Source organism: Nocardia sp. CA-120079 (assembly GCF_050955745.1).
In the GTDB taxonomy this organism is placed as follows: domain Bacteria; phylum Actinomycetota; class Actinomycetes; order Mycobacteriales; family Mycobacteriaceae; genus Nocardia.
The window spans coordinates 491,717-510,946 of the sequence record NZ_CP192088.1 but is presented as its reverse complement, the minus strand read 5'-3'; the positions used below and the strand labels follow the sequence as shown (position 1 = coordinate 510,946).

The window sequence follows — 19,230 nt, the reverse complement described above, 5'->3', positions numbered from 1 at the left end:
CACTGGCGAGTGTAAGTACGTACCGGTCACGCTTCGACTTCTACAGGTCCGGCACGAGCAACCGCGCGAACAGTCCGCTTTCCTAACAGACCCATTGGTACATTCCCTTCAACAGTGACGGTCGCATCCCACTGCACGACTTCACACTGCTGAATCCGCACACCCATCCGTCGCGCAATCTCCCCGGCTTCCGCACATCCGACATCGGCCCCGCGCGCGAGTTCCCCTGCCGCCGCCAATGCCGCCAAATCCGCCGCAGCCTGCGCCCGATGTCGCGCCACAACGACCGCCCCAACCTGAGCGATCAATAGCGTCGCGCCGATCAGCGCAGCCAGCGCCGAGCAGGCGAACACCGTCGCAACGCCCTCATCCCGCCGCACCACACCGACCGCATTCGCTTTGCGGGCCTGCTCCACTTCATCGAGGCGGGCCGCACCCTTGGAAGCAATCGCATCGCGCCCGTGGTCAGCTCGATTGTCCGTCCATGTAAGCGCGCTAGACCGGCGTTCCAGCCAGCGGGCAGCGGTGGCGCAGCGGCGACGTGCTGCGCTCCGGTCGACGATGTCGCTGTGATTGTGGTCGCCTGATCGGCAGGGCCGGCTGTTCGGCGGAGCTGCTTCTACTGCTCGGTCACTGGGCATCCTTACTGCCGCGGTTCGGTGGCGCGGCACGTCGCTGTCCTTCATCTGCCTGGTGCCCGGTGGCACGTCGCGGTCGATTAGTCGGCCGTTGCTGGTCACGGCTCGGCTCCTGGCTCGCGGGTGGCGACGGCCTCGGCGTGCAGGACCAGTAAGGGCAGCAGGGGAGCATGGGCGGAGACCGCCGCGACTACCCGGTCGCCCTCACTGCGCAGCGAGATGTCGGCGGTCGGCGGAGCTACCCGCCGCGCCGCCGACACCGCATTCGCTTGATCACCGCGGGCAGCCAGCCGGGCCGCTTCGCGAGCGGCGTCAACACAGCGCACCTGCGTCGACGCCGCGAGCAAGGCACCGACGCACAGCACCACCGCAAACACGATGGCGGCGAGCGCGATCGCCGCCTCAACCGTCACCGCACCCCGATCGTCACCGAGATGCGTTGCACCACAGTAGTTTAATCGACAACTACCCCGCGCTAGACCGCGGTATTCAACGCCTTGTCGATGATCTTCGTCAGCGCGTTCACAATGCTGTCCCCGGTCACCACCCCATAGAGCACGGCCCCGAACGCCGCGGCCGCAATAGTCCCGATCGCATACTCCGCCGTACTCATCCCGTCGTCCGCGACCAACACCCGCAGCACCCGGGCCCGCAACTCCATGCCGATGGCCCCCAGCCGGAGCACCACCTGATCCCGCATCATTCGCACCGTGTTCCCCTCTCATTCCCGCCCACGCGGCCACTCCGCGCCGACACACTCTTCCCCGTCGCGCACGCCCCGGCACCGCGCCGCACAGCCCAAGCGTCCCGAGCAACGCACTCGGTAGCTCCGCGACGGCACCTTCAACACGGCCGCGTTCGATAGAACCGTGCGCGCCCTGCACCGGGTCGACAATGTCCCGCGCGCGCACTCCGCGCGCATACACTCTTCCCGGCCGCGCGCGTCCCGGCACCGCACCACACAGCTCAACGCTCCCGAGCGCAGCACCCAGCAGCTCAGCAACGCCACCTTTGGCAGAGCCGTGATCGACAGAGCCTCGCGCGGCGGTCTCCGGCCCGACAAAGTCCGGCGCGATCGCGCCCGGGTAGGTCCTGCTCCGAGTGGACATTCCCAGCTCGGTAGCGCCCCGTGCTGCGCTGTCCGGGGCAGGAGAACTGCCGGAACCGGTAACGCCTCGCTGGGTCGTTCGTAACTCGATCGTTCGCGAACCCGTCGCTCGTGATGCGGTACTTCCCTGCCGTGTGGTTCTCACAACAGTCCGCCTCCGAGGACGCGGCTCGCGAGGCCGATTACTACGGGGACGATCCCTAGGCAGACGAAGGCCGGGAGGAAGCAGAGGCCCAGTGGGCCGCCGATGAGGACTCCGGCGCGTTCGGCGCGGGCGGCGGCCGCATCCTCGACTCCGCTGCGGCGCTGTTCGGCCAGTTCGCCGATGGCGGTGGCGAGCGACGCGCCGGAGCGGGCAGAGCGCCGGGCCATCCGGGCCAGTGAATCGACCTCCTCGGCGCCTGGTTGGTCTGCGCCGTCGCGGGCCACCTGATTCCAGGCGGTTGCCGCGTCCGCACCCAGTGCCAGCAGGTCGGCTGCCTTGCGCAATGCCGCGCCGAGGGCCGTCGGGGCGCTCGGCGCCACTGCGCGGGCTGCGGATGCCATCGGCAATCCGGCTCGTAGGCAGGCGGCCAGCAGGTCGAATACCGAGGCTATGGCCATCGGATCGCTGTCGGTGCTGCGGGGAGATACCAGGGCGACCGGCTGTGGACCCGACTCTCCTAGCGCCCGCAATCGCCGATTCGTCGCGACTCGTCCAGGTAGCACGACCAACGCCATCGCGAGCAAAAGCAGTGGCGCACTGGCAATTCCAACCATTCGCAACCCCTTCGAATCCGTGAACGACCAGCAGATTTGTTTCATACGAAGACCTTTCGCGTGATCGCGTCGGTCCACAGCAAGCCGATGCACGCCAGTGCCGCGCCGAGTGGCAGCAGTACGGTTCCGGCACCCGGGCTCAGCAGCACGTGCAGTGGCGCGGCACCCATCAGTTGGCCAAGGCCGATACCGAGGACCGGTAGGCCCGCCAAGACCGCCGCTGTGGCGCGAGCACCGGCCAGTGCGGCTGTGGTGCGCGTGCGAAAACGGATGCGCCCCAACAGGTCCGTGCGAGCAGCCACGAGTAGTTCCGCGAGAGCTAGACCGTGGCGCTCGGCGACCTCCCATGCGTCGGCGATCCTGGCGAGTTCCGCGTCGACGATGGAATCGGAATCGCGCAACCCGTCCGCGCCGGAACCACCGAGTCTGCTGCGCGCCGCGCTCACCGCGAAGACGCGTGCCGCCTCCCCGCGCGACTCCTGCGCGGCTACCTCCGCCGCCGCACTCGGATGCGCACCCACCCGCAGTTCCCCGATCACCGCCTCGAGCGCGTCCAACAGATGGGCGCACTCCGCACTGCGCCGCCGCTCCCGGCTCGCCCACCGCCCCCGAATACCGACCGTTCCCGCAATCAACATCGCCGCAGCCAACGGACCTACACCAACGGCCGACGCCCCCACGATGACAACACCGAAGATCACCCGAAATCCACTGCTCCGCCGGAACTTTCGGGCGCCGCCCAACGCCGTGAACAGCCTGACGAACCGACGTCGCGAACTCGGCGGCGGCGCCAGCAGAACCGCGAGCGCCAGACACACCAATCCCGCGATCATCGACCGAGCCGTTCACCGACCAGGCACCGCACCGGCGCCATCCGACCAGCAATTCCCGAGTACACCGCTGCCTCGATCAGGCTGGACCGCAACGCCGCCGGAGTCACTTCCTCGAGGAGCACCGGTACCACATCCGACGACGGGACCGCGAGTATGCGCGACAGCGCTGCGGTCCGGGTTGCGAGCGCCGTGCGCTCCATGCCCGCATTCACCGGCCGAGCCGTTCATCCAGCAGGAGGGTGAGAGTGGATGCGGCCGGGGTGGGGGCTCGGTCGGCGTGCCAGGCGGCGGTTATGGCGACGCGGCCTTGTGGGTCGCGGTCTACGACGCCGATTTCGCGGAGGCCGCGGGAGCCGTCGGCTCGGCGGTGGACGTGCAGTACGACCTGAACGGCTGCGGCGAGTTGGCTGTGGAGGGCGGCTCGGTCCATTCCGCCCAGCGCGGCAAGGGCTTCCAGACGGGCGGGGACTTCGCGGGGTGAGTTCGCGTGGACCGTGCCCGCGCCGCCGTCATGGCCGGTGTTCAGGGCGGTCAGGAGGTCGACCACCTCTGCGCCGCGGACCTCGCCGACGACGATTCGGTCGGGCCGCATTCGCAGGGCCTGCCGGACCAGATCGCGGACGGTTACCGCGCCGACGCCCTCGACGTTCGCCGTGCGCGCGACCAGGCGCACGACGTGGGGATGCGGGGGTGCCAGTTCGGCGGCGTCTTCGACGCACACTATGCGTTCGTCGGCAGCGACCTTGGCCAATAGGCCGGACAGGAGCGTTGTCTTGCCCGCGCCGGTGCCGCCGACCACCAGGAAGGCGAGCCTGGCCCGAATGATCTGCTCCAGTAGAAGTTTCGCGTCGCCGGGTACCGCGCCCGCTGCCGCGAGCGCATCCAATCCCTGTGTCGCCGGACGCAGCACGCGTAGCGACAGACAGGTGCCGCCGTGTGCCAGCGGCGCCAATACCGCGTGCAGCCGGACTCCGAACGAATCCCCCAGTGCCGCTTCCCTTCCGGGTAAGCGGCCGTCCACCCAGGGTTGCGCGTCGTCGAGCCGCCGCCCGGCCGACAGCGCCAACCGCTGCGCCAAGCGGCGTACCGCCGCCTCATCGGGGAAGACGACCGAGGTTCGTTCCAGCCCGCGGCCTCGGTCGATCCACACCGCATCCGGCGCGGTCACCAGCACGTCGGCGACCCCGGGATCGTGCAGTAGCGGCTCCAACAGCCCAGCCCCGGTCATCTCGGTCTGTAACAGCCGCAATGCCCGCAGCAGGTCGGTATCACCGAGCACGCCACCCGCCTCGGCCCGGATAGCAGCCGCCACCTGCGCAGGATCCGGATCCCCCGACGCACCGGACAGCCGCTCGCGCACCCGATCCAACAACTCCGACGTAACCAGCGCACTCATCGCAGCCCCTTCCCGGCGGGAGCGCCGAGCACGCCGAGCACCGCGTCCGCAGCGTCGCGGAGAGGCCCGCGGCGCAAAGTAAGGCCACCGCGTTCGAGGCGGGCAGCCAGTCCGGGTTGGGCTCGGACGGCGGCCAGGAGGGGGAGGTCGAGGACCTCGGCGACCTCCGGGCCGCGGAGTCCGCCGGGTGCCGGGCCGCGGACTATCAAGCCCTGATTGGGATTTCGCTTACCGATATGGGCGACGACCGCTTCGGCGGCGGCTACGGCGCGCAGGCGGGCTGGGACGACCAGGACGACGAGGTCGGCCGCGTCGAGCATCTGGTCGGCGTGTGGGCCGCGTTCGCCCGAGATATCGCATATCACCAAATCGCCTGCGGCACGGCCCGCTTCGATGACGGCGCGCACGGCGGCAGGGCCGATTTCGGCGGGCAAGCGTCCGGCACCGCCGCGGCCGCAGGACAGCACCGCCAGTCCGGGGGCGGCTGCCGGCAGTGCGCTGTGCAGTGCGGCGGCCGACACCCGGCCGTCCTCGATCACCAGATCCGGCCAGCGCAGTCCGGCCCCGTTCTCGATGCCGAGCAGCAGGTCGAGACCGCCGCCGAGCGGTGCGCCGTCGACCAGCACAGTGTCGTGGCGGAACCGCTCGGCGGCGGATCGCAGTCCGGTCGCCGCGGCCAATGTGGAGGCGCCCGCACCGCCGCCGGCACCCGCGATCGCGACGACAACACCATCGCCCATGCGGTATTCGCCGTGCTCAGCAAACTTCTCGATAAGTCCGACCGCGGCACCGGGCAGCGCGATGACGCGCTCGGCACCGACAGCCGCGGCGGCCTGCCAATCGGTCAATCCGGGTTCCCCGTCTGTCACCAGCACGATGCCGATCCGTCGGAGATAACCGGCCCGCGCACAGCTCTCGGCCGCCACCGTGTCGAGGATCACCAGAGGTGCCGCCACCCAGGCGTGCCGACCGACCGAGAGCGCGCGCTCGTCGAGCTCGCGCTCGGCGGCCGCCGCGACCCGGCGCACCTCATCGCACAGCCGGGTGTCCTGGATGAGCACGAGCGCTGGCGGCGGTGTGAGTGCCGGGGCGGCTTCGAGATTCATGCAGGTCAGCGTGCTCGAATACGAAGCCGAGCAGAAGACGGAATATGCCGAATGTGGATAACTCGGGGGGTGTGGATAAATCCGGAGGCCCGAAACCGGGGGAACCTACCCCGAAATAGAGGACGGCCCCAGCCGGGGGGGGAGGAGGCTGGGGCCGTCGGGTTCAGCCCCGGGGGGTCGGGCTGAACGCGCCTGGACTATGTCCAGGTGCCAGCAATACTACACCCAAGCCGGGGCCACAACGCAAGTCTGTCGACGGAGAACTTTGTGGCCACCACCGGCCCGGCGTCTCCGGGGCAAACCCGCCGAACGAACCAGACGCCCGACCCGTCCGACAGTCTCGCGGCGGCATGCATATTCTGAACGGGTGACGGCCGATGGCGACCAGACAGAGCTCGAGGACCAGACGGCACGGGACGCGACGCCGGCGAAGCGACCGAGCGCCGGTGGCGAGCGCGTGGCCGCCTTCTTCGATCTCGACAAGACGGTGATCGCGAAATCGAGCACCTACGTGTTCAGTAAGCCCTTCTACGCACAGGGCCTGCTGAACCGGCGCGCGGTACTGGAGAGCAGTTACGCCCACTTCCTGTTCATGCTCTCGGGCGCTGACCACGATCAGATGGAGCGCATGCGCGCCAATCTGACGAATATGGTCGCGGGCTGGGATGTGGAGCAGGTGAAATCCATTGTTGCCGAAACACTTCACGAACTCGTCGACCCTTTGATCTATGCCGAGGCGGCGGATCTCATCGCCGACCACAAGATCCGGGGACACGATGTGGTGATCGTCTCGGCCTCGGGCGAGGAGATCGTCGGTCCGATCGCCGAGGTGCTCGGCGCCTCACATACCGCGGCGACCCGGATGGTGGTCGAGGACGGCCGCTACACCGGCGAGGTCGAATTCTATTGCTACGGTGCGGGTAAGGTGACCGCGATCGAAAAGCTCGCCGCCGCTGAGGGTTACGACCTCTCGCGGTGTTATGCCTACTCCGATTCGGTGACCGATCTACCGATGCTGAGCGCGGTAGGGCATCCGACGGCGGTGAACCCGGATCGCAATCTGCGCCGCGAAGCGGTGGCCAAGGGCTGGCCGATTCTCACGTTCTCCAACCCGGTCTCGCTGTGGGCGCGTTTCCAGAGTCCGTCGTCGACCACCCTTGCCGCGACGGCGGCGGTCGGGCTGAGCGCGGTGCTGGCCGGGGCGATCAGCTACCGGCTGTTGCGTCGACGCCGCTGAGCTATTGCCGCCCGGCGCGGACCGCGTCGCCGGGCTGTCGAGGGGCGTGACGGAGGGCTTGCGGACATGAGACCGAGGCCGCCGCGACCAGGCATTTAACCATGAAATGCCGGTAGACACGCCGGTTATTTAATGTTTTTCCAAGCCTTGATGTGAGGGCAGTCACAGGTGTAGAAAGGTAACTACGGAAGGGCGGAAGGCCTGAGCGGAACCGGAAGAGAAGGTTCAGCTCCCCGACCTCCCCTTCCCAGCACGGGCACCAGGCACCCACGCGGAGCGCGCCGCGACAAGGGCAGAAGCGTTGTGGGCCTGCGAGATCCGGGTTTTCGACGGCGAAGGCCTCGCACAGGTTGCGGGGATGAACCGGCGGAGTTCGGATAATCGCCGAGGCCGCAGAACACAACCCACCTAGCACGCTTGGTAACCGGGTATCCGTGCTAGCGGGCGGTGAGGTCGTCAACGACAACGCCGCCCGCTTTGATGTGTGCAGACCCCTATCCGGATGCCGCGTCGCCGATCGATGTCGCCTCTCGCGCACCGTCTTCGAAAGCGCCGCAGCACAGGATCACCCAGCCGCCCACCGCATCCGGGGCACCCGAGCCGAATCCGGCCGCCGCATCCAGATACTGCTGACGCCGCCGCAACCAGAACACCTCCGGCACGCCGAGGCTGTGCGGATCCAGTCCACTGGACGCGGCCACCAGTCGAGATGCTGCCCGCGCCACGATGCCGTCGGCCGTACCGAACGGCCGAAGGGTCAGTAATTCACCGTGCACGACCGCCGCGATAACCGGCGCGGGCGCCTTGGAGCCGAGCACGGTCTGCACCAGCAGGTCTAGCCGTTCGGCCACACCGCCGTCAGCGCGTGGCCGTCCGAGCAGCGCCTCGTCGGTCACCAGATCGGCCGCGGCCAGCAGATGCAGCCGGGCCAGCGCCTGCAGCGGTGCGCGCTGCCAGGTGCCGACCAGATTCCGCAACGCGTCACCGTCGAGTGCCTGCCCGACCCGCAGCGAGCCGGCCAGGATCGGATCCGCGACCCGGCCGTCGGCGGGCAGTTCGGTACTGCCGCCCTCGATGGCGGCGGATGAGCGCGCGGCACGCACCGCCGCCTCAGCGGCGGTGGTCGGCCAGCCCCGCCGGTTCGCCTTGTGCCGGTGCACCGCGGCGAGCGCGTCACGCGCCTTATCGGCGGCTTCGCGCACACCTGGCAGATCGACGAGGGGCTGTAGCGGATCGGTCACTGTGTCATTTTGCAGCGCCTTCGGCGCTGCGTGTTCGCGGCCCCCTGGTGTCTCGCGTCCGAGCCGTCGAGACTCGCGACTGCGTCGCATGCGCTTCGACGGCTCGGACGCGAGACGGGCCGCGAACGGGTCGCTCGTAAGACTCGCTCCGTCTGGGTTGGGTCAGCGAGGTATCTATCTCCCCTGGTCAGCCCGCCAGCAGGTCCCGTCCGGGAATGGCGTCCAGCAGGCGGCGGGTGTACTCCTCCTCGGGGTTCTGGAAGACCTCGTCGGTTGTGGCCGCTTCGACGATCCTGCCGGTCTGCATGACCAGGACGTCGTCGGCGATCTGGCGGACCACGGCCAGGTCATGGGTGATGAACAGATAGGACAGACCCAGCTCGGCTTGTAAGTCGTTGAGCAGCTTGAGGATCTGGGCCTGGACGAGGACGTCGAGCGCGGAAACCGCCTCGTCGCACACTACGACCTCCGGGGAGAGCGCGAGCGCACGCGCCACTGCGACGCGCTGGCGCTGGCCACCGGAGAGTTCATTGGGGTAGCGGCGCATTACCGAGGACGGCAGCGACACCTTGTCCAATAGATCGCGCACCGTCGCCTCACGTTCCTTGGCGGTGCCGATTTTGTGCGTGCGCAGCGGCTCCTCGATGGTGCGGTAGATCGAGTACATCGGATCCAGCGAACCGTAAGGGTCCTGGAAGATCGGCTGCACTCGACGACGAAAAGCGAACGCGCCCTTGCGATCGAGTTTCGCCACTTCGCGACCGTCGAAGGTCACCGAACCCGACGTCGGTTCGAGCAGACCCAGAACCATCTGTGCCACAGTCGATTTGCCCGAACCCGACTCACCGACGATGGCCGTGGTCGTGCCGCGCTTCAGCCGGAACGACACATCGTCTACCGCGACGAAATCCGTCGATTTCCACGGCGTGCTACCCCGAATCTTGAACGCCTTGGTCAGATTCTGTGCGACCACCACGTCATCGGAGACCGCCGCGATTTCGGCATCGGCCGCCGCGACCTCTTCCGCGACCTGCACGGCCTGCTTACGCACCGCTATGCGCTCACGCACCGAGGACAGCCGCTGCGAGGCGAGCGAGGGTGCGGAATTCACCAGCTTCTTGGTGTACAGGTGCTGCGGTTCGCGCAGAATCTGCAGTGCCGGACCGGATTCCACCACCTTGCCCCGATACATCACGACCAGGTGCTCGGCGCGTTCGGCGGCCAGGCCGAGGTCGTGGGTGATGAGCAGGACCGCGGTACCGAGTTCGCTGGTGAGTCCGTCGAGATGGTCGAGGATCTGCCGCTGCACCGTGACGTCGAGGGCCGAGGTCGGCTCGTCGGCGATCAGCAGTTTGGGTCGGCAGGCCAATCCGATGGCGATGAGCGCGCGCTGGCGCATACCACCGGAGAATTCGTGCGGATACTGGTTCACCCGACGCGCCGCATCCGACATCCCGGCTTCCTCGAGCAGTTCGATGGCGCGCTGCTCGGCCGCCTTGCCCTTGGCAATGCCATTGGCCGCCAGGGTCTCTCGAATCTGGAACCCGATCTTCCACACCGGATTCAGATTCGACATCGGATCCTGCGGCACCAATCCGATACCGCTACCGCGGACCGCGACGACCTCCCGCTTCGACGCCTTCGCCAGATCCTTGCCGTCGAACCTGATCGAGCCGGAAGTGACCTGTCCGGTGCCTGGCAACAGGTCGATAATGCTGTGCGCGGTCGTGGACTTCCCGGATCCGGATTCGCCGACGATGGCGACGGTCTGGCCGGGATACACCGTCAGGCTGACGTCGCGCACCGCCGGAATCTTCTTGCCCTCGGAGGAGAAGCAGACGTTGAGATCCTCGATCTCGAGCAATGGTTTATCCGACATCGCCGCGGTCACCTCTTCCTCGCCTTCGGATCGAGCGCGTCCCGCAGCGCGTCGCCGAGCAGGATGAAGCTCAGCACGGTGAGCGCCAAAGCCGTTGCGGGATAGAACAGAATCGGCGACCCGCCGCGCAGTTCGTGCTGGTTGGTATTGATATCCGAACCCCAGGACACGATCGTGCGCGGCAGGCCGACACCGAGGTAGGACAGTGTCGCCTCGGTGACGATGAACGCACCGAGCCAGATCGTGGTGACCACGATCAGCGGTCCGGCCGCATTCGGCAGCACATGGCGCAGCAGCGTGCGTATTCGGGAGACCCCCAATGCCTTTGCCGCCGTGACATATTCGCTGTTCTTCGCCTCGATCACCGCACTGCGCGCGATGCGTGCGGCCTGCGGCCAGGTGAATGCGGCCAGGATCAGGATGACGGTCCAGATCGTGCGCGAATCGAGCAACTGCATGATGACGATCGCGGCCAGCATCAGCGGAATCGCATAGAAGATCTCCGCGATGCGCGACACCACCGAATCGAGTAACCCACCGTAGAAGCCCGCGAGGGCCCCGAGTGTGCCGCCGACCAGCAGGAATACCGTGGTGGCGCCCAAGCCCGCCAGCACGGAAGCTCGGGCGCCGTAAACGGTTCGGGTGTAGACGTCACAACCCTGCTTATCGAAACCGAACGGATGTCCGGGCCCGCGCGGATCCATGCTGAAATCGCCGTTGCAGTAGCGCGGATCCTGATCGGAGAACAGGCCGGGCCACAGCACCACGATGGCGATGAACACGATCAGCACCGCGGCCACGATGAAGATCGGATTGCGGCGCAACTGCCGCCACGCGTCCTGCCAGATGCTGGTCGGCGAACCGGTATCGACGACCTGATCGGTGGCCAGCACCTCGACCTCATCGGGCGGTGCGACGAAATGCTGCTGCCTGTCCGGAATCTTCTTCTCGAGCTCAGGCATATCGGATCCTCGGGTCGAGCGCGGCATAGAGCAGATCGATGATCAGATTCGAGATCAGGAAGATCACGATGAGCACGGTCACGAACGAGACCACCGTCGGCGGCTCACCCCGGGTAATCGCCTGGTACAGGGTCCCACCCACGCCCGGAATATTGAAGATGCCCTCGGTGACGACCGCGCCGCCGATCAACGCACCGAGATCGGCGCCGAGGAAGGTGATCACCGGAATCATCGAATTACGCAGAATGTGCACGGTGACCACGCGCGGGCGACTGAGGCCCTTCGCGGTCGCGGTGCGAACGTAATCGGCGGACATGTTCTCCGCCACCGAATTTCGGGTCAGCCGCAGTACATAGGCGAACGACAACGACCCGAGAACGAATGCGGGCACGAGCAATTCACCGACGCTCGCCTTACCGGTAACGGTCACCGGCGCGATCCCCCACTTCACACCCAGTACGAACTGGGCCAGAAAGCCGATCACGAAGATCGGCACCGCGATGATGATCAGACTGACCACCAGCAGCGTGGAATCGAACAGTTTGCCCTTGCGCAGTCCAGCGATCAGACCGAAGACGACACCGAAGACGCCCTCGATGAGCACGGCCATGAACGCCAATTTGATGGTGATCGGGAAGGCGCGGGCAAGTTCGTCGCGCACCGGGCGGCCGGAGAAGGCCGTCCCGAAATCGAGCGTAAAAATGCCCTTCAGATATAGCAGGTACTGCATGATGAAGGGACGATCCAGGTGATAGCGCGCACGCAACTGGGCCTCGACGGCAGGCGTCATCGGCTTGTCACCGGCCAGCGCGTGGATCGGATCGCCCGGAACTAAGAAGACCAGTGCATAGATGAGCAGCGTCGCCCCGAGGAAGACGGGGATCATTTGGAGCAGACGCCGCACGACATACCAGGCCATTTCATCTCCTGGGTGAGCGGTGCGGTCGTGCCGTCGGAATGTGCGGCACGACCGCGCCGAGCGGCTACTTCTCGATGTTTTCGAAGTCGAACAGACCATTCCAGGCCAGGTCGGCCTTCTTCACCTTGTCCGAACGTCCCGCCGCGGCAAGATAATCGAGCACGGGGATATCGGCCATATCCTTGATCAGCAACGCCTGCGCCTGCGCCACGATCTTGTACGACTCGTCCAGCGTCGGCGCGGCCAGTGCGGCGTCGAGCAGGTGGTCGAATTCAGGGCTCTTGTAGTCGACGTTATTGGTCTCGGAGTAGCTGTAATACTGCGAGGTGAGGAACTGCAGCATGGTCGGGTAGTCGCCCTGCCAGCCGTAGCGGAACGACTTGCCGATCGTCTTCTGGTTCACCAGATCTCGGATGTTCTTGAATGTCGGATACGGCGCACCGACCGCGTCGATACCGAGGGTGTTCTTGATGCTGTTGGCCACCGCTTCGATCCACGCCTGGTGGCCGCCGTCGGAGTTGTAGGCGATTTCGTAGCGTCCCGACCACGGTGAAATGGCATCGGCCTGCGCCCAGACCTTCTTCGCCTCTTCGGGGTTGTACTTCAACACCTCCGAACCGGGCAGGTTGCCGTTGAATCCGGGCAGGGTGCTCGAGGTGAAGTCGCGCGCCGGAATCTTGGTGCCGTTGAAGATGGTGTCGCAGATCTGCTGCCGGTTGATCGCCATCGAGATGGCCCGGCGCCGCAGCAGCCCTTCCTCACCGCCGAAATGCGGGACATTGGACTGGACGCCGATGTGCTGGTTCTGCGCGGACGGCTCCAGGATCGCGCGATCGCCGAGGTCCTTCTTGTACGAAGTCAGTGCGCTGTCCGGAATGGTGTCGAGGGTATCGAGATTGCCTGCCTGCAGATCCGAGTAGGCGGTATCGAACGACTGGTACATGACGAAGCGCAGCCCCTTGTTCTTCGGCGCACGGCCGCCCTTGTAGTCCGGGTTGGGCACCAAGTCGATCTTGACGTTGTGCTCCCAGGTCTGGAACTTGTACGGGCCGTTGCCGATCGGGTTCTCGCCGAAGGCCTTCATATCCTTGAACGCGGCATCGGGCAGCGGATAGAACGGTGCGTAGCCGAGTTCGGTCTCGAAGTCGATGGACGGTGACTTCAGCTCGACGGTGAAGGTTCGGTCGTCGACCACCTTCAGCCCCGACATCGTTTGCGCCGTGGGCTTTTCCACCGACACCTCGTCGAATCCGACGATCGGGGTGAACGCGTAGCTCTGCAGCTGACCATTGGTGCCGAGGGCGCCGTAGTTCCAGGCGTCGACGAACGACTTCGCGGTCACCGTGCTGCCGTCGGTGAACTTCCAGTCCGGCTTGATGGTGATCGTGTAGGTCTTGCGGTCGTTCGTCTTGATGGACTCGGCCATCTCGTCGTGTGCCACGCCCTTGCCGTCGTAGTACTTCAGACCCGCGAACAGCCGGTCCACGACGCGGCCACCCATGTTCTCGTTGGTGTTGGTCGGCACCAACGGATTCTGCGGTTCGCCACCGTTGGTGGTGACTACGTCGGCGTCGGCACTATCGCTCGACGAACATGCGGACAGTCCCAGGCTTGTGGCCAGCAGGACTGCCGCGGTCAACGCTGTAGCTCTGTTGAATCTCAACGCGTTCTCCCGATTTCGAGACAGGCGAAGGGGATCCGCGACGACGCATGGGTATCTGCCCAGCGTGCCTCGACTCGATCCGCCTTGGAATGCCTGGGACGTTAGCTATTCGAAGCAGCCTTGTCACCGGATTGACAGAGGTTCGTTCCACTTGTTACCAATCCGGCAACATCGTCGAAACGCGCTAAACATTAAGGAGAAGACAGCCATCCGCCGGAAGTATGCCTCCGTTGGGGCTTCCGGGATCCGGAGCTGGTTGATCTATGACGATAGCTACCGAAGGCTCGGTTTGTCAGCGGATCGCGCAGGATACCCGCCGCGGTGACGCGATGGAAACCCATTGGACACAGCAGGCGCGGGCCGGATCACAGTTGGTTACTGTCGAAATCGACTGCGACTGCCAGCACCACGGGGCTACGTGAGGAAGAGACGAGATGACCGAAACCACCGACCACCGGGACTCGTACCCGCCGACCGCGGAATTCGCCGCGGCGGCGAATGCCGACGCGTCGTTGTACCAGCGGGCCACGGCGGATCGCGACGCGTTCTGGGCCGAGCAGGCCGACCGGCTGCACTGGGAGCAGCCGTGGACACAGGTGCTCGACTGGAGTGACGCGCCCGTCGCGAAGTGGTTCGTCGACGGCAAGCTCAATGTCGCCTACAACTGCGTGGACCGCCATGTGCTCGACGGACACGGCGATCAGGTCGCCATCCACTGGGAGGGCGAACCGGGCGACTCCCGCGACATCACCTACGCCGAACTCCTCACCGAAGTTTCCCGCGCCGCAAACTATCTGACCGAACTCGGGCTCGAAGCGGGCGACCGGGTCGCCATCTATATGCCGATGGTGCCCGAGGCGATCGTGTCGATGCTGGCCTGCGCCCGACTCGGGCTCACGCATTCGGTGGTATTCGCGGGCTTCTCCCCCACGGCGCTGCGCCAGCGCGTCGACGACGCGAGCGCCCGGTTGATCATCACCACCGACGGTCAGTGGCGTCGCGGTAAGGCCGCCCCACTCAAGGAGGCAGTCGACGAGGCGCTCTACGCCAATGGCGATGTGCCGCACTCTGTCGAACACGTACTCGTGGTGCGGCGCACCGATATCGAGGTGCCGTGGACCGAGGGCCGCGACCTGTGGTGGCACGAGACCGTCGCGCAGGCCGCGCCCGAACACCAGGCGCAGGCCTTCGACGCCGAGCACCCGCTGTTCATCCTCTACACCTCCGGCACCACCGGAAAGCCCAAGGGCATCCTGCACACCAGCGGCGGATACCTCACCCAGGCCTCCTACACCCACCACAATGTCTTCGACCACAAGGCCGGACAGGACATCTACTGGTGCACCGCCGATATCGGCTGGGTCACCGGGCACACCTACATCGTCTACGGACCGCTGTCGAACCGGACCACCCAGGTCGTCTACGAGGGCACGCCGAACTTCCCGGACGAGCACCGGCACTGGAATATCGTCGAAAAGTACGGCGTCACAATCTATTACACGGCACCGACGCTGGTTCGCACATTCATGAAGTGGGGTAGGGAGATTCCGGCCGCACATGATCTGTCCAGCATCCGGGTGCTCGGCAGCGTCGGCGAACCGATCAATCCGGAGGCCTGGCGCTGGTACCGCGAGGTAATCGGTGCGAACACCGCGCCCATCGTGGACACCTGGTGGCAGACCGAGACGGGGTCGATCATGATCTCCCCGCTGCCGGGTGTCACCGCCGCCAAGCCCGGCGCCGCGATGACCCCGCTGCCCGGAATTTCGGCGATGGTCGTCGACGAAGAAGGCAAAGCGGTCGAGCTCGGCGAGACCGAGGCCAATGGCTATCTGGTGCTCGATCAGCCGTGGCCGTCGATGCTGCGCGGCATCTGGGGCGATATGGATCGCTACCGGTCCACCTATTGGGAGCGCTACGCGGAACAGGGCTGGTACTTCGCCGGTGACGGCGCCAAGCTCGATGCCGACGGCGACCTGTGGGTGCTGGGCCGGGTCGACGACGTGATGAATGTGTCGGGTCACCGCATCTCCACCGCCGAGGTCGAATCCGCGCTGGTCGGTCACTCCGGCGTCGCCGAGGCCGCGGTGGTGGGCGCCAGCGATGCGACCACCGGACAGGGCATCGTCGCCTTCGTGATCCTGACGGCCGAGGCCAAGGACACCGGAGACGCGCTGATCGGCGAACTGAAGGCGGAGGTGTCACGGGAGATCAGCCCGATCGCCCGGCCGCGCGAGATCCACGTGGTACCCGAGCTGCCCAAGACCCGCAGCGGCAAGATCATGCGGCGACTGCTGCGCGATGTCGCGGAGGGCCGCGAATTGGGCGACACCTCGACGCTGGTCGATCCGAACGTTTTCGAGGCGATCCGGGCCAGCCGCGCCTGAATCGGCACGTCGTACGGCCGGTGACGGAATTCGTCACCGGCCGTACCCGTTAGAATTGCGTAAGGTGTGCCGGGAAGCCTGGTCGGCATGCGGTCGCGTACCTGAAAGCCGGATCGGTGGGATTGCGCGCCCGCGGTCGGAGTCCACCCTGGCGGAAGGTTTCCCGTGATCACCCAAGTGCGCTCGGAGCTGACGCGGTATCTACGCACCGAAACCGTTGGCGGTGCGATACTTCTGATCGCGGCTGCTGCCGCGTTGCTGTGGGTGAACTCGCCGTGCGGCCAGAGCTACTTGACCGTCACCGAGTACGTCCTGCCGATCAAAGCACTGCATCTGGATCTCACCGTCGCGGACTGGACCAAGGACGGTTTGCTCGCCATTTTCTTCTTCGTCGCCGGATTGGAACTCAAACGCGAGCTGGTGGTCGGCGAGCTCGCCGATCCGAAACGGGCCCTACTGCCGATCATCGCGGCGGTCGGCGGCGTGGTCACCCCGGCGCTGATCGCATTCGCGGTCGGATTCGGCGTCGACGGGATGGACCGTGGCTGGGCGATTCCGGTGGCGACCGATATCGCGTTCGCGCTGGCTGTGCTGGCCATGACCGGATCCCGGATTCCGGCAAGCGCGCGGGTCTTTCTGCTGAGCCTCGCGGTGGTCGACGATCTGCTCGCCATCATCCTCATCGCGGTGCTGTTCACTACGACGCTTTCGGCGCTGTGGCTGCTGGGCGCGGCGGCCTGCTTCGCTATGTGGGCACTGGCCCAGCACAGGCGAATATCCACACCACTGCTGTATGTGCCGCTCGCGCTGGTCTCCTGGTACGCGCTGCACGAGGCGGGCATCCATCCGACGCTGGCCGGTGTCGCGCTCGGCCTGCTCACCAGGGTGCGCAAGGATCCGGGCGAGACCGAAGCCCCGGCAACGCGGCTCGAGCATATGATCCAGCCGATCTCGGCCGGCCTCTGCGTGCCGCTGTTCGCCTTGTTCGCCTCCGGAGTTCCGTTGGACGGCAAGGTTTTCCAACACCTGTTCAGTGACAGGCTGCCGCTGGCCATAATTCTCGGATTACTGCTCGGCAAGACTGTCGGTATCTTCGGAATCAGCTGGGTGGCAATCCGATTGGGCATTGCGAAGCGTCCGGTCAGCCTCGGCTACCGAGACATGTTCGCCCTCTCGGTGCTCGGCGCGATCGGCTTCACCGTTAGCCTTCTGGTGGCAGAACTCGCGCTGACCGACGTCGGTGACGGCTCGGCCGTCGAATTGGCGAAGGCCGCGGTGTTGGTGACGTCGATGACGGCGTCGCTCGCGGGTTCGGCGCTACTGTTGCGGCGTGGGCGTGTCCACCAGGCGCGGCGGGACGCGCGTGCGATAGAACGAGAGACTGAGGCGGAAGCAGTGCCGGGACAGGGAGAAGGGTCGACCAAGTGAGTTTCGCCCAAGATAGGAATGGGACGCAGCGCGGTAACGGGGATGAGTCGCGTCGCGACCGCACCGTCACCTCGATTCCCCTCTCGGACGCCGACCCGGCCGGGTCGGCGAGCTTCGGCACCCTGGTCCGCGATGCCACCGAGCAGATGTCGACGCTGGTGCGGGCCGAGGTCGAACTGGCCAAGGCCGAGGTGACCGGGGAGATCAAGAAGGGCCTGCAGGGCAGCGTCTACTTCATCCTCGCGCTGACCGTGCTGCTGTTCAGCACCTTTTTCTTTTTCTTCTTCCTCGGCGAGCTGCTCGATGTCTGGCTGGCGCGCTGGGCGGCGTTCCTGATCGTGTTCCTGCTGATGATCGTCGCGACGGCGGTGCTCGCCCTGCTCGGCTATCTGCGGGTCAAGAAACTGCGGGCGCCGGAGAAGACGATCGATTCGCTCAAGCAGGCGCGCACCGTGCTGCCGAGCGGATTCGGCTCGCACGAGCAGCCCCTCACGCTCGCGGAGCCGACGCAGTCGAAGTCGCTCGGGTAGCAGCCGGAGCGGCACGGCAGCGTCGACTAGGCGGTTGGCCGGACCCCTACTAGGCTCGGTCGGCGTGTCGTCGAACTCGTTTCCCGATCCGTCCAGCGTCCGTTACGACGGTCCGTGGACGCATCGGGACGTGCACGCAAACGGCATTCGCTTCCATGTCGTCGAGGCCGAACCGGACCGCCCGGACGCACCGCTGGTCGTCCTGCTGCACGGATTCGCCGATCTCTGGTGGTCCTGGCGGCATCAGCTGACCGGACTCGCCGAACTCGGCTATCGCGCGGTCGCGGTGGATCTGCGCGGCTACGGCGACAGCGATAAACCGCCGCGCGGCTATGACGGTTGGACGCTGGCCGGTGATATCGCCGGCCTCATCCGCGCCATGGGCTATTCCGAGGCCACGCTGGTCGGACATGCCGACGGCGGACTGGTGTGCTGGACCACCGCGGTGCTGCATCCACGGCTGGTGCGCTCGATCGCACTGGTGAGTTCCCCGCATCCGGCCGCACTCAAGAGCGCGGTACTGCGGGACCGGCGTCAGCGGCGCACCTGGCTGCCGAATTTCCTGCGCTATCAGCTGCCGCGCTACGGCGAACATCTGCTGACCACCGGCAACGGCTTCGAGGTCGAACGGCTGCTGCGCCAGCGAGTGAGCCGAACCTGGTCGGGCACCGCCGAATTCATCGAGACGGCCGATCGGATGCGCTCGGCCATCCAGATTCCCGGTGCGGCGCACTGTGCGCTGGAATACCAGCGCTGGGCCTTCCGCAGTCAGTGGCGTCCGGATGGTCGGCGGTTCATGGCCACCATGCGGGTGCCGATCCGCATTCCGGTGCTGGCCATGCGCGGTGAACTCGACGGCTACATCCTGCCCGCGACCTTCCAGCGCGGCCGCCGGTTGTCACCGCAGCGGCGACAGGTCGTGATTCCCGGCGCGGGTCACTTTGCGCACCAAGAGAACCCGGAAGCCGTCACGATGGAGTTGGCCAAGCTGCTCGGGTAAGCCGGTTCCAGCCCGGACAATTCGTCGAGCAGATGGTCCCGGACATACCGCGCCACTGCGATACGTCCGAGCAATGCTCAGCGTCGACACCGATTTCACGCCGGACCGTCTGATCGCAACCATGGGCCGCGCAGCCCCGACCGA

The 19,230-nt window shown here is 66.2% G+C and carries 18 protein-coding genes; 5 read left to right on the top strand and 13 right to left on the bottom strand.

Going from position 1 to position 19,230, the window contains the following annotated elements; translation table 11 throughout:
- Window positions 1–26: 26 nt before the first annotated feature.
- The 8 genes from ACQPYR_RS02395 to ssd all read right to left on the bottom strand — a co-directional run bounded on the left by ACQPYR_RS02395 (window position 27) and on the right by ssd (window position 5,840).
- On the bottom strand, window positions 27–707 hold the full coding sequence (locus tag ACQPYR_RS02395) for an Rv3654c family TadE-like protein (protein WP_433627067.1): 681 nt from the start codon (window positions 705–707) through the stop codon (window positions 27–29).
- Window positions 708–736: 29 nt separating this feature from the next.
- A complete protein-coding gene (locus tag ACQPYR_RS02390; RefSeq protein WP_364479634.1) occupies window positions 737–1,051 on the bottom strand; it encodes a TadE family type IV pilus minor pilin in 315 nt (104 codons plus the stop codon).
- A 62-nt stretch (window positions 1,052–1,113) separates the two neighbouring features.
- Window positions 1,114–1,299 (bottom strand): DUF4244 domain-containing protein, encoded by a 186-nt coding sequence (locus ACQPYR_RS02385; protein WP_387294274.1) that lies wholly within the window; start codon window positions 1,297–1,299, stop codon window positions 1,114–1,116.
- 588 nt (window positions 1,300–1,887) lie between these two features.
- A complete protein-coding gene (locus ACQPYR_RS02380) occupies window positions 1,888–2,505 on the bottom strand; it encodes a type II secretion system F family protein (protein WP_433627064.1) in 618 nt (205 codons plus the stop codon).
- Window positions 2,506–2,546: 41 nt separating this feature from the next.
- Window positions 2,547–3,143 carry a type II secretion system F family protein gene (locus ACQPYR_RS02375; protein WP_433627061.1) on the bottom strand — a complete coding sequence of 199 codons (597 nt, stop codon included), beginning with the start codon at window positions 3,141–3,143 and terminating at the stop codon, window positions 2,547–2,549.
- Between the two features lie 191 nt (window positions 3,144–3,334).
- Window positions 3,335–3,538 (bottom strand): hypothetical protein, encoded by a 204-nt coding sequence (locus ACQPYR_RS02370; RefSeq protein ID WP_433627058.1) that lies wholly within the window; start codon window positions 3,536–3,538, stop codon window positions 3,335–3,337.
- Between the two features lie 8 nt (window positions 3,539–3,546).
- Window positions 3,547–4,734 carry a TadA family conjugal transfer-associated ATPase gene (locus ACQPYR_RS02365; RefSeq protein WP_433627056.1) on the bottom strand — a complete coding sequence of 396 codons (1,188 nt, stop codon included), beginning with the start codon at window positions 4,732–4,734 and terminating at the stop codon, window positions 3,547–3,549.
- Entirely contained in the window at window positions 4,731–5,840 is a 1,110-nt protein-coding gene (ssd, locus tag ACQPYR_RS02360) for a septum site-determining protein Ssd (protein ID WP_433627054.1), read from the bottom strand. Before ssd ends, ACQPYR_RS02365 begins: the two co-directional genes overlap by 4 nt.
- 367 nt (window positions 5,841–6,207) lie before the next feature.
- Between ssd and ACQPYR_RS02355 the strand changes: the two genes are divergently transcribed.
- Window positions 6,208–7,077, top strand: coding sequence for an HAD family hydrolase (locus ACQPYR_RS02355; RefSeq protein ID WP_433524202.1), 870 nt, complete (start codon window positions 6,208–6,210; stop codon window positions 7,075–7,077).
- Between the two features lie 494 nt (window positions 7,078–7,571).
- Here the strand turns inward: ACQPYR_RS02355 and ACQPYR_RS02350 are convergent, their stop codons facing one another.
- The 5 genes from ACQPYR_RS02350 to ACQPYR_RS02330 all read right to left on the bottom strand — a co-directional run bounded on the left by ACQPYR_RS02350 (window position 7,572) and on the right by ACQPYR_RS02330 (window position 13,717).
- Window positions 7,572–8,318 carry an oxidoreductase gene (locus tag ACQPYR_RS02350; RefSeq protein WP_433627050.1) on the bottom strand — a complete coding sequence of 249 codons (747 nt, stop codon included), beginning with the start codon at window positions 8,316–8,318 and terminating at the stop codon, window positions 7,572–7,574.
- A gap of 187 nt (window positions 8,319–8,505) precedes the next feature.
- Complete coding sequence (locus ACQPYR_RS02345) at window positions 8,506–10,197, bottom strand: dipeptide ABC transporter ATP-binding protein (RefSeq protein ID WP_433627047.1); 1,692 nt, start codon at window positions 10,195–10,197, stop codon at window positions 8,506–8,508.
- Window positions 10,198–10,205: 8 nt separating this feature from the next.
- Complete coding sequence (locus ACQPYR_RS02340; protein WP_433627045.1) at window positions 10,206–11,159, bottom strand: ABC transporter permease; 954 nt, start codon at window positions 11,157–11,159, stop codon at window positions 10,206–10,208.
- Window positions 11,152–12,078 carry an ABC transporter permease gene (locus ACQPYR_RS02335; RefSeq protein WP_433627042.1) on the bottom strand — a complete coding sequence of 309 codons (927 nt, stop codon included), beginning with the start codon at window positions 12,076–12,078 and terminating at the stop codon, window positions 11,152–11,154. The genes ACQPYR_RS02340 and ACQPYR_RS02335 overlap by 8 nt, the downstream gene beginning before the upstream one ends.
- A gap of 64 nt (window positions 12,079–12,142) precedes the next feature.
- Window positions 12,143–13,717, bottom strand: coding sequence for a peptide ABC transporter substrate-binding protein (locus ACQPYR_RS02330; protein ID WP_433627039.1), 1,575 nt, complete (start codon window positions 13,715–13,717; stop codon window positions 12,143–12,145).
- Between the two features lie 458 nt (window positions 13,718–14,175).
- On the opposite strand from ACQPYR_RS02330, the gene acs reads away from it, so the two are divergent.
- From acs to ACQPYR_RS02310, 4 genes are all read left to right on the top strand, one after another.
- Window positions 14,176–16,128 (top strand): acetate--CoA ligase, encoded by a 1,953-nt coding sequence (gene acs, locus ACQPYR_RS02325; RefSeq protein ID WP_433627036.1) that lies wholly within the window; start codon window positions 14,176–14,178, stop codon window positions 16,126–16,128.
- Between the two features lie 168 nt (window positions 16,129–16,296).
- Window positions 16,297–17,556 carry a Na+/H+ antiporter NhaA gene (gene nhaA / locus ACQPYR_RS02320; RefSeq protein ID WP_433634981.1) on the top strand — a complete coding sequence of 420 codons (1,260 nt, stop codon included), beginning with the start codon at window positions 16,297–16,299 and terminating at the stop codon, window positions 17,554–17,556.
- Window positions 17,553–18,086, top strand: a complete 534-nt coding sequence (locus tag ACQPYR_RS02315) for a phage holin family protein (protein WP_433627033.1) — start codon at window positions 17,553–17,555, stop codon at window positions 18,084–18,086. The genes nhaA and ACQPYR_RS02315 overlap by 4 nt, the downstream gene beginning before the upstream one ends.
- Before the next feature lie 64 nt (window positions 18,087–18,150).
- Window positions 18,151–19,086: an alpha/beta fold hydrolase gene (locus ACQPYR_RS02310; protein WP_084509564.1), complete on the top strand. Its 936-nt coding sequence runs from the start codon at window positions 18,151–18,153 to the stop codon at window positions 19,084–19,086.
- The last annotated feature ends 144 nt before the right edge of the window (window positions 19,087–19,230 follow it).

Coding starts and splice junctions, on each gene's coding strand:
- ACQPYR_RS02385 (WP_387294274.1), bottom strand. CDS start 1,299: ATGGAGTTGCGGGCCCGGGTGCTGCGGGTGTTGGTCGCGGACGACGGG.
- ACQPYR_RS02370 (WP_433627058.1), bottom strand. CDS start 3,538: ATGGAGCGCACGGCGCTCGCAACCCGGACCGCAGCGCTGTCGCGCATA.
- ACQPYR_RS02340 (WP_433627045.1), bottom strand. CDS start 11,159: ATGCCTGAGCTCGAGAAGAAGATTCCGGACAGGCAGCAGCATTTCGTC.
- ACQPYR_RS02345 (WP_433627047.1), bottom strand. CDS start 10,197: ATGTCGGATAAACCATTGCTCGAGATCGAGGATCTCAACGTCTGCTTC.
- ACQPYR_RS02375 (WP_433627061.1), bottom strand. CDS start 3,143: ATGTTGATTGCGGGAACGGTCGGTATTCGGGGGCGGTGGGCGAGCCGG.
- ssd (WP_433627054.1), bottom strand. CDS start 5,840: ATGAATCTCGAAGCCGCCCCGGCACTCACACCGCCGCCAGCGCTCGTG.
- ACQPYR_RS02335 (WP_433627042.1), bottom strand. CDS start 12,078: ATGGCCTGGTATGTCGTGCGGCGTCTGCTCCAAATGATCCCCGTCTTC.
- acs (WP_433627036.1), top strand. CDS start 14,176: ATGACCGAAACCACCGACCACCGGGACTCGTACCCGCCGACCGCGGAA.
- ACQPYR_RS02380 (WP_433627064.1), bottom strand. CDS start 2,505: ATGGTTGGAATTGCCAGTGCGCCACTGCTTTTGCTCGCGATGGCGTTG.
- ACQPYR_RS02365 (WP_433627056.1), bottom strand. CDS start 4,734: ATGAGTGCGCTGGTTACGTCGGAGTTGTTGGATCGGGTGCGCGAGCGG.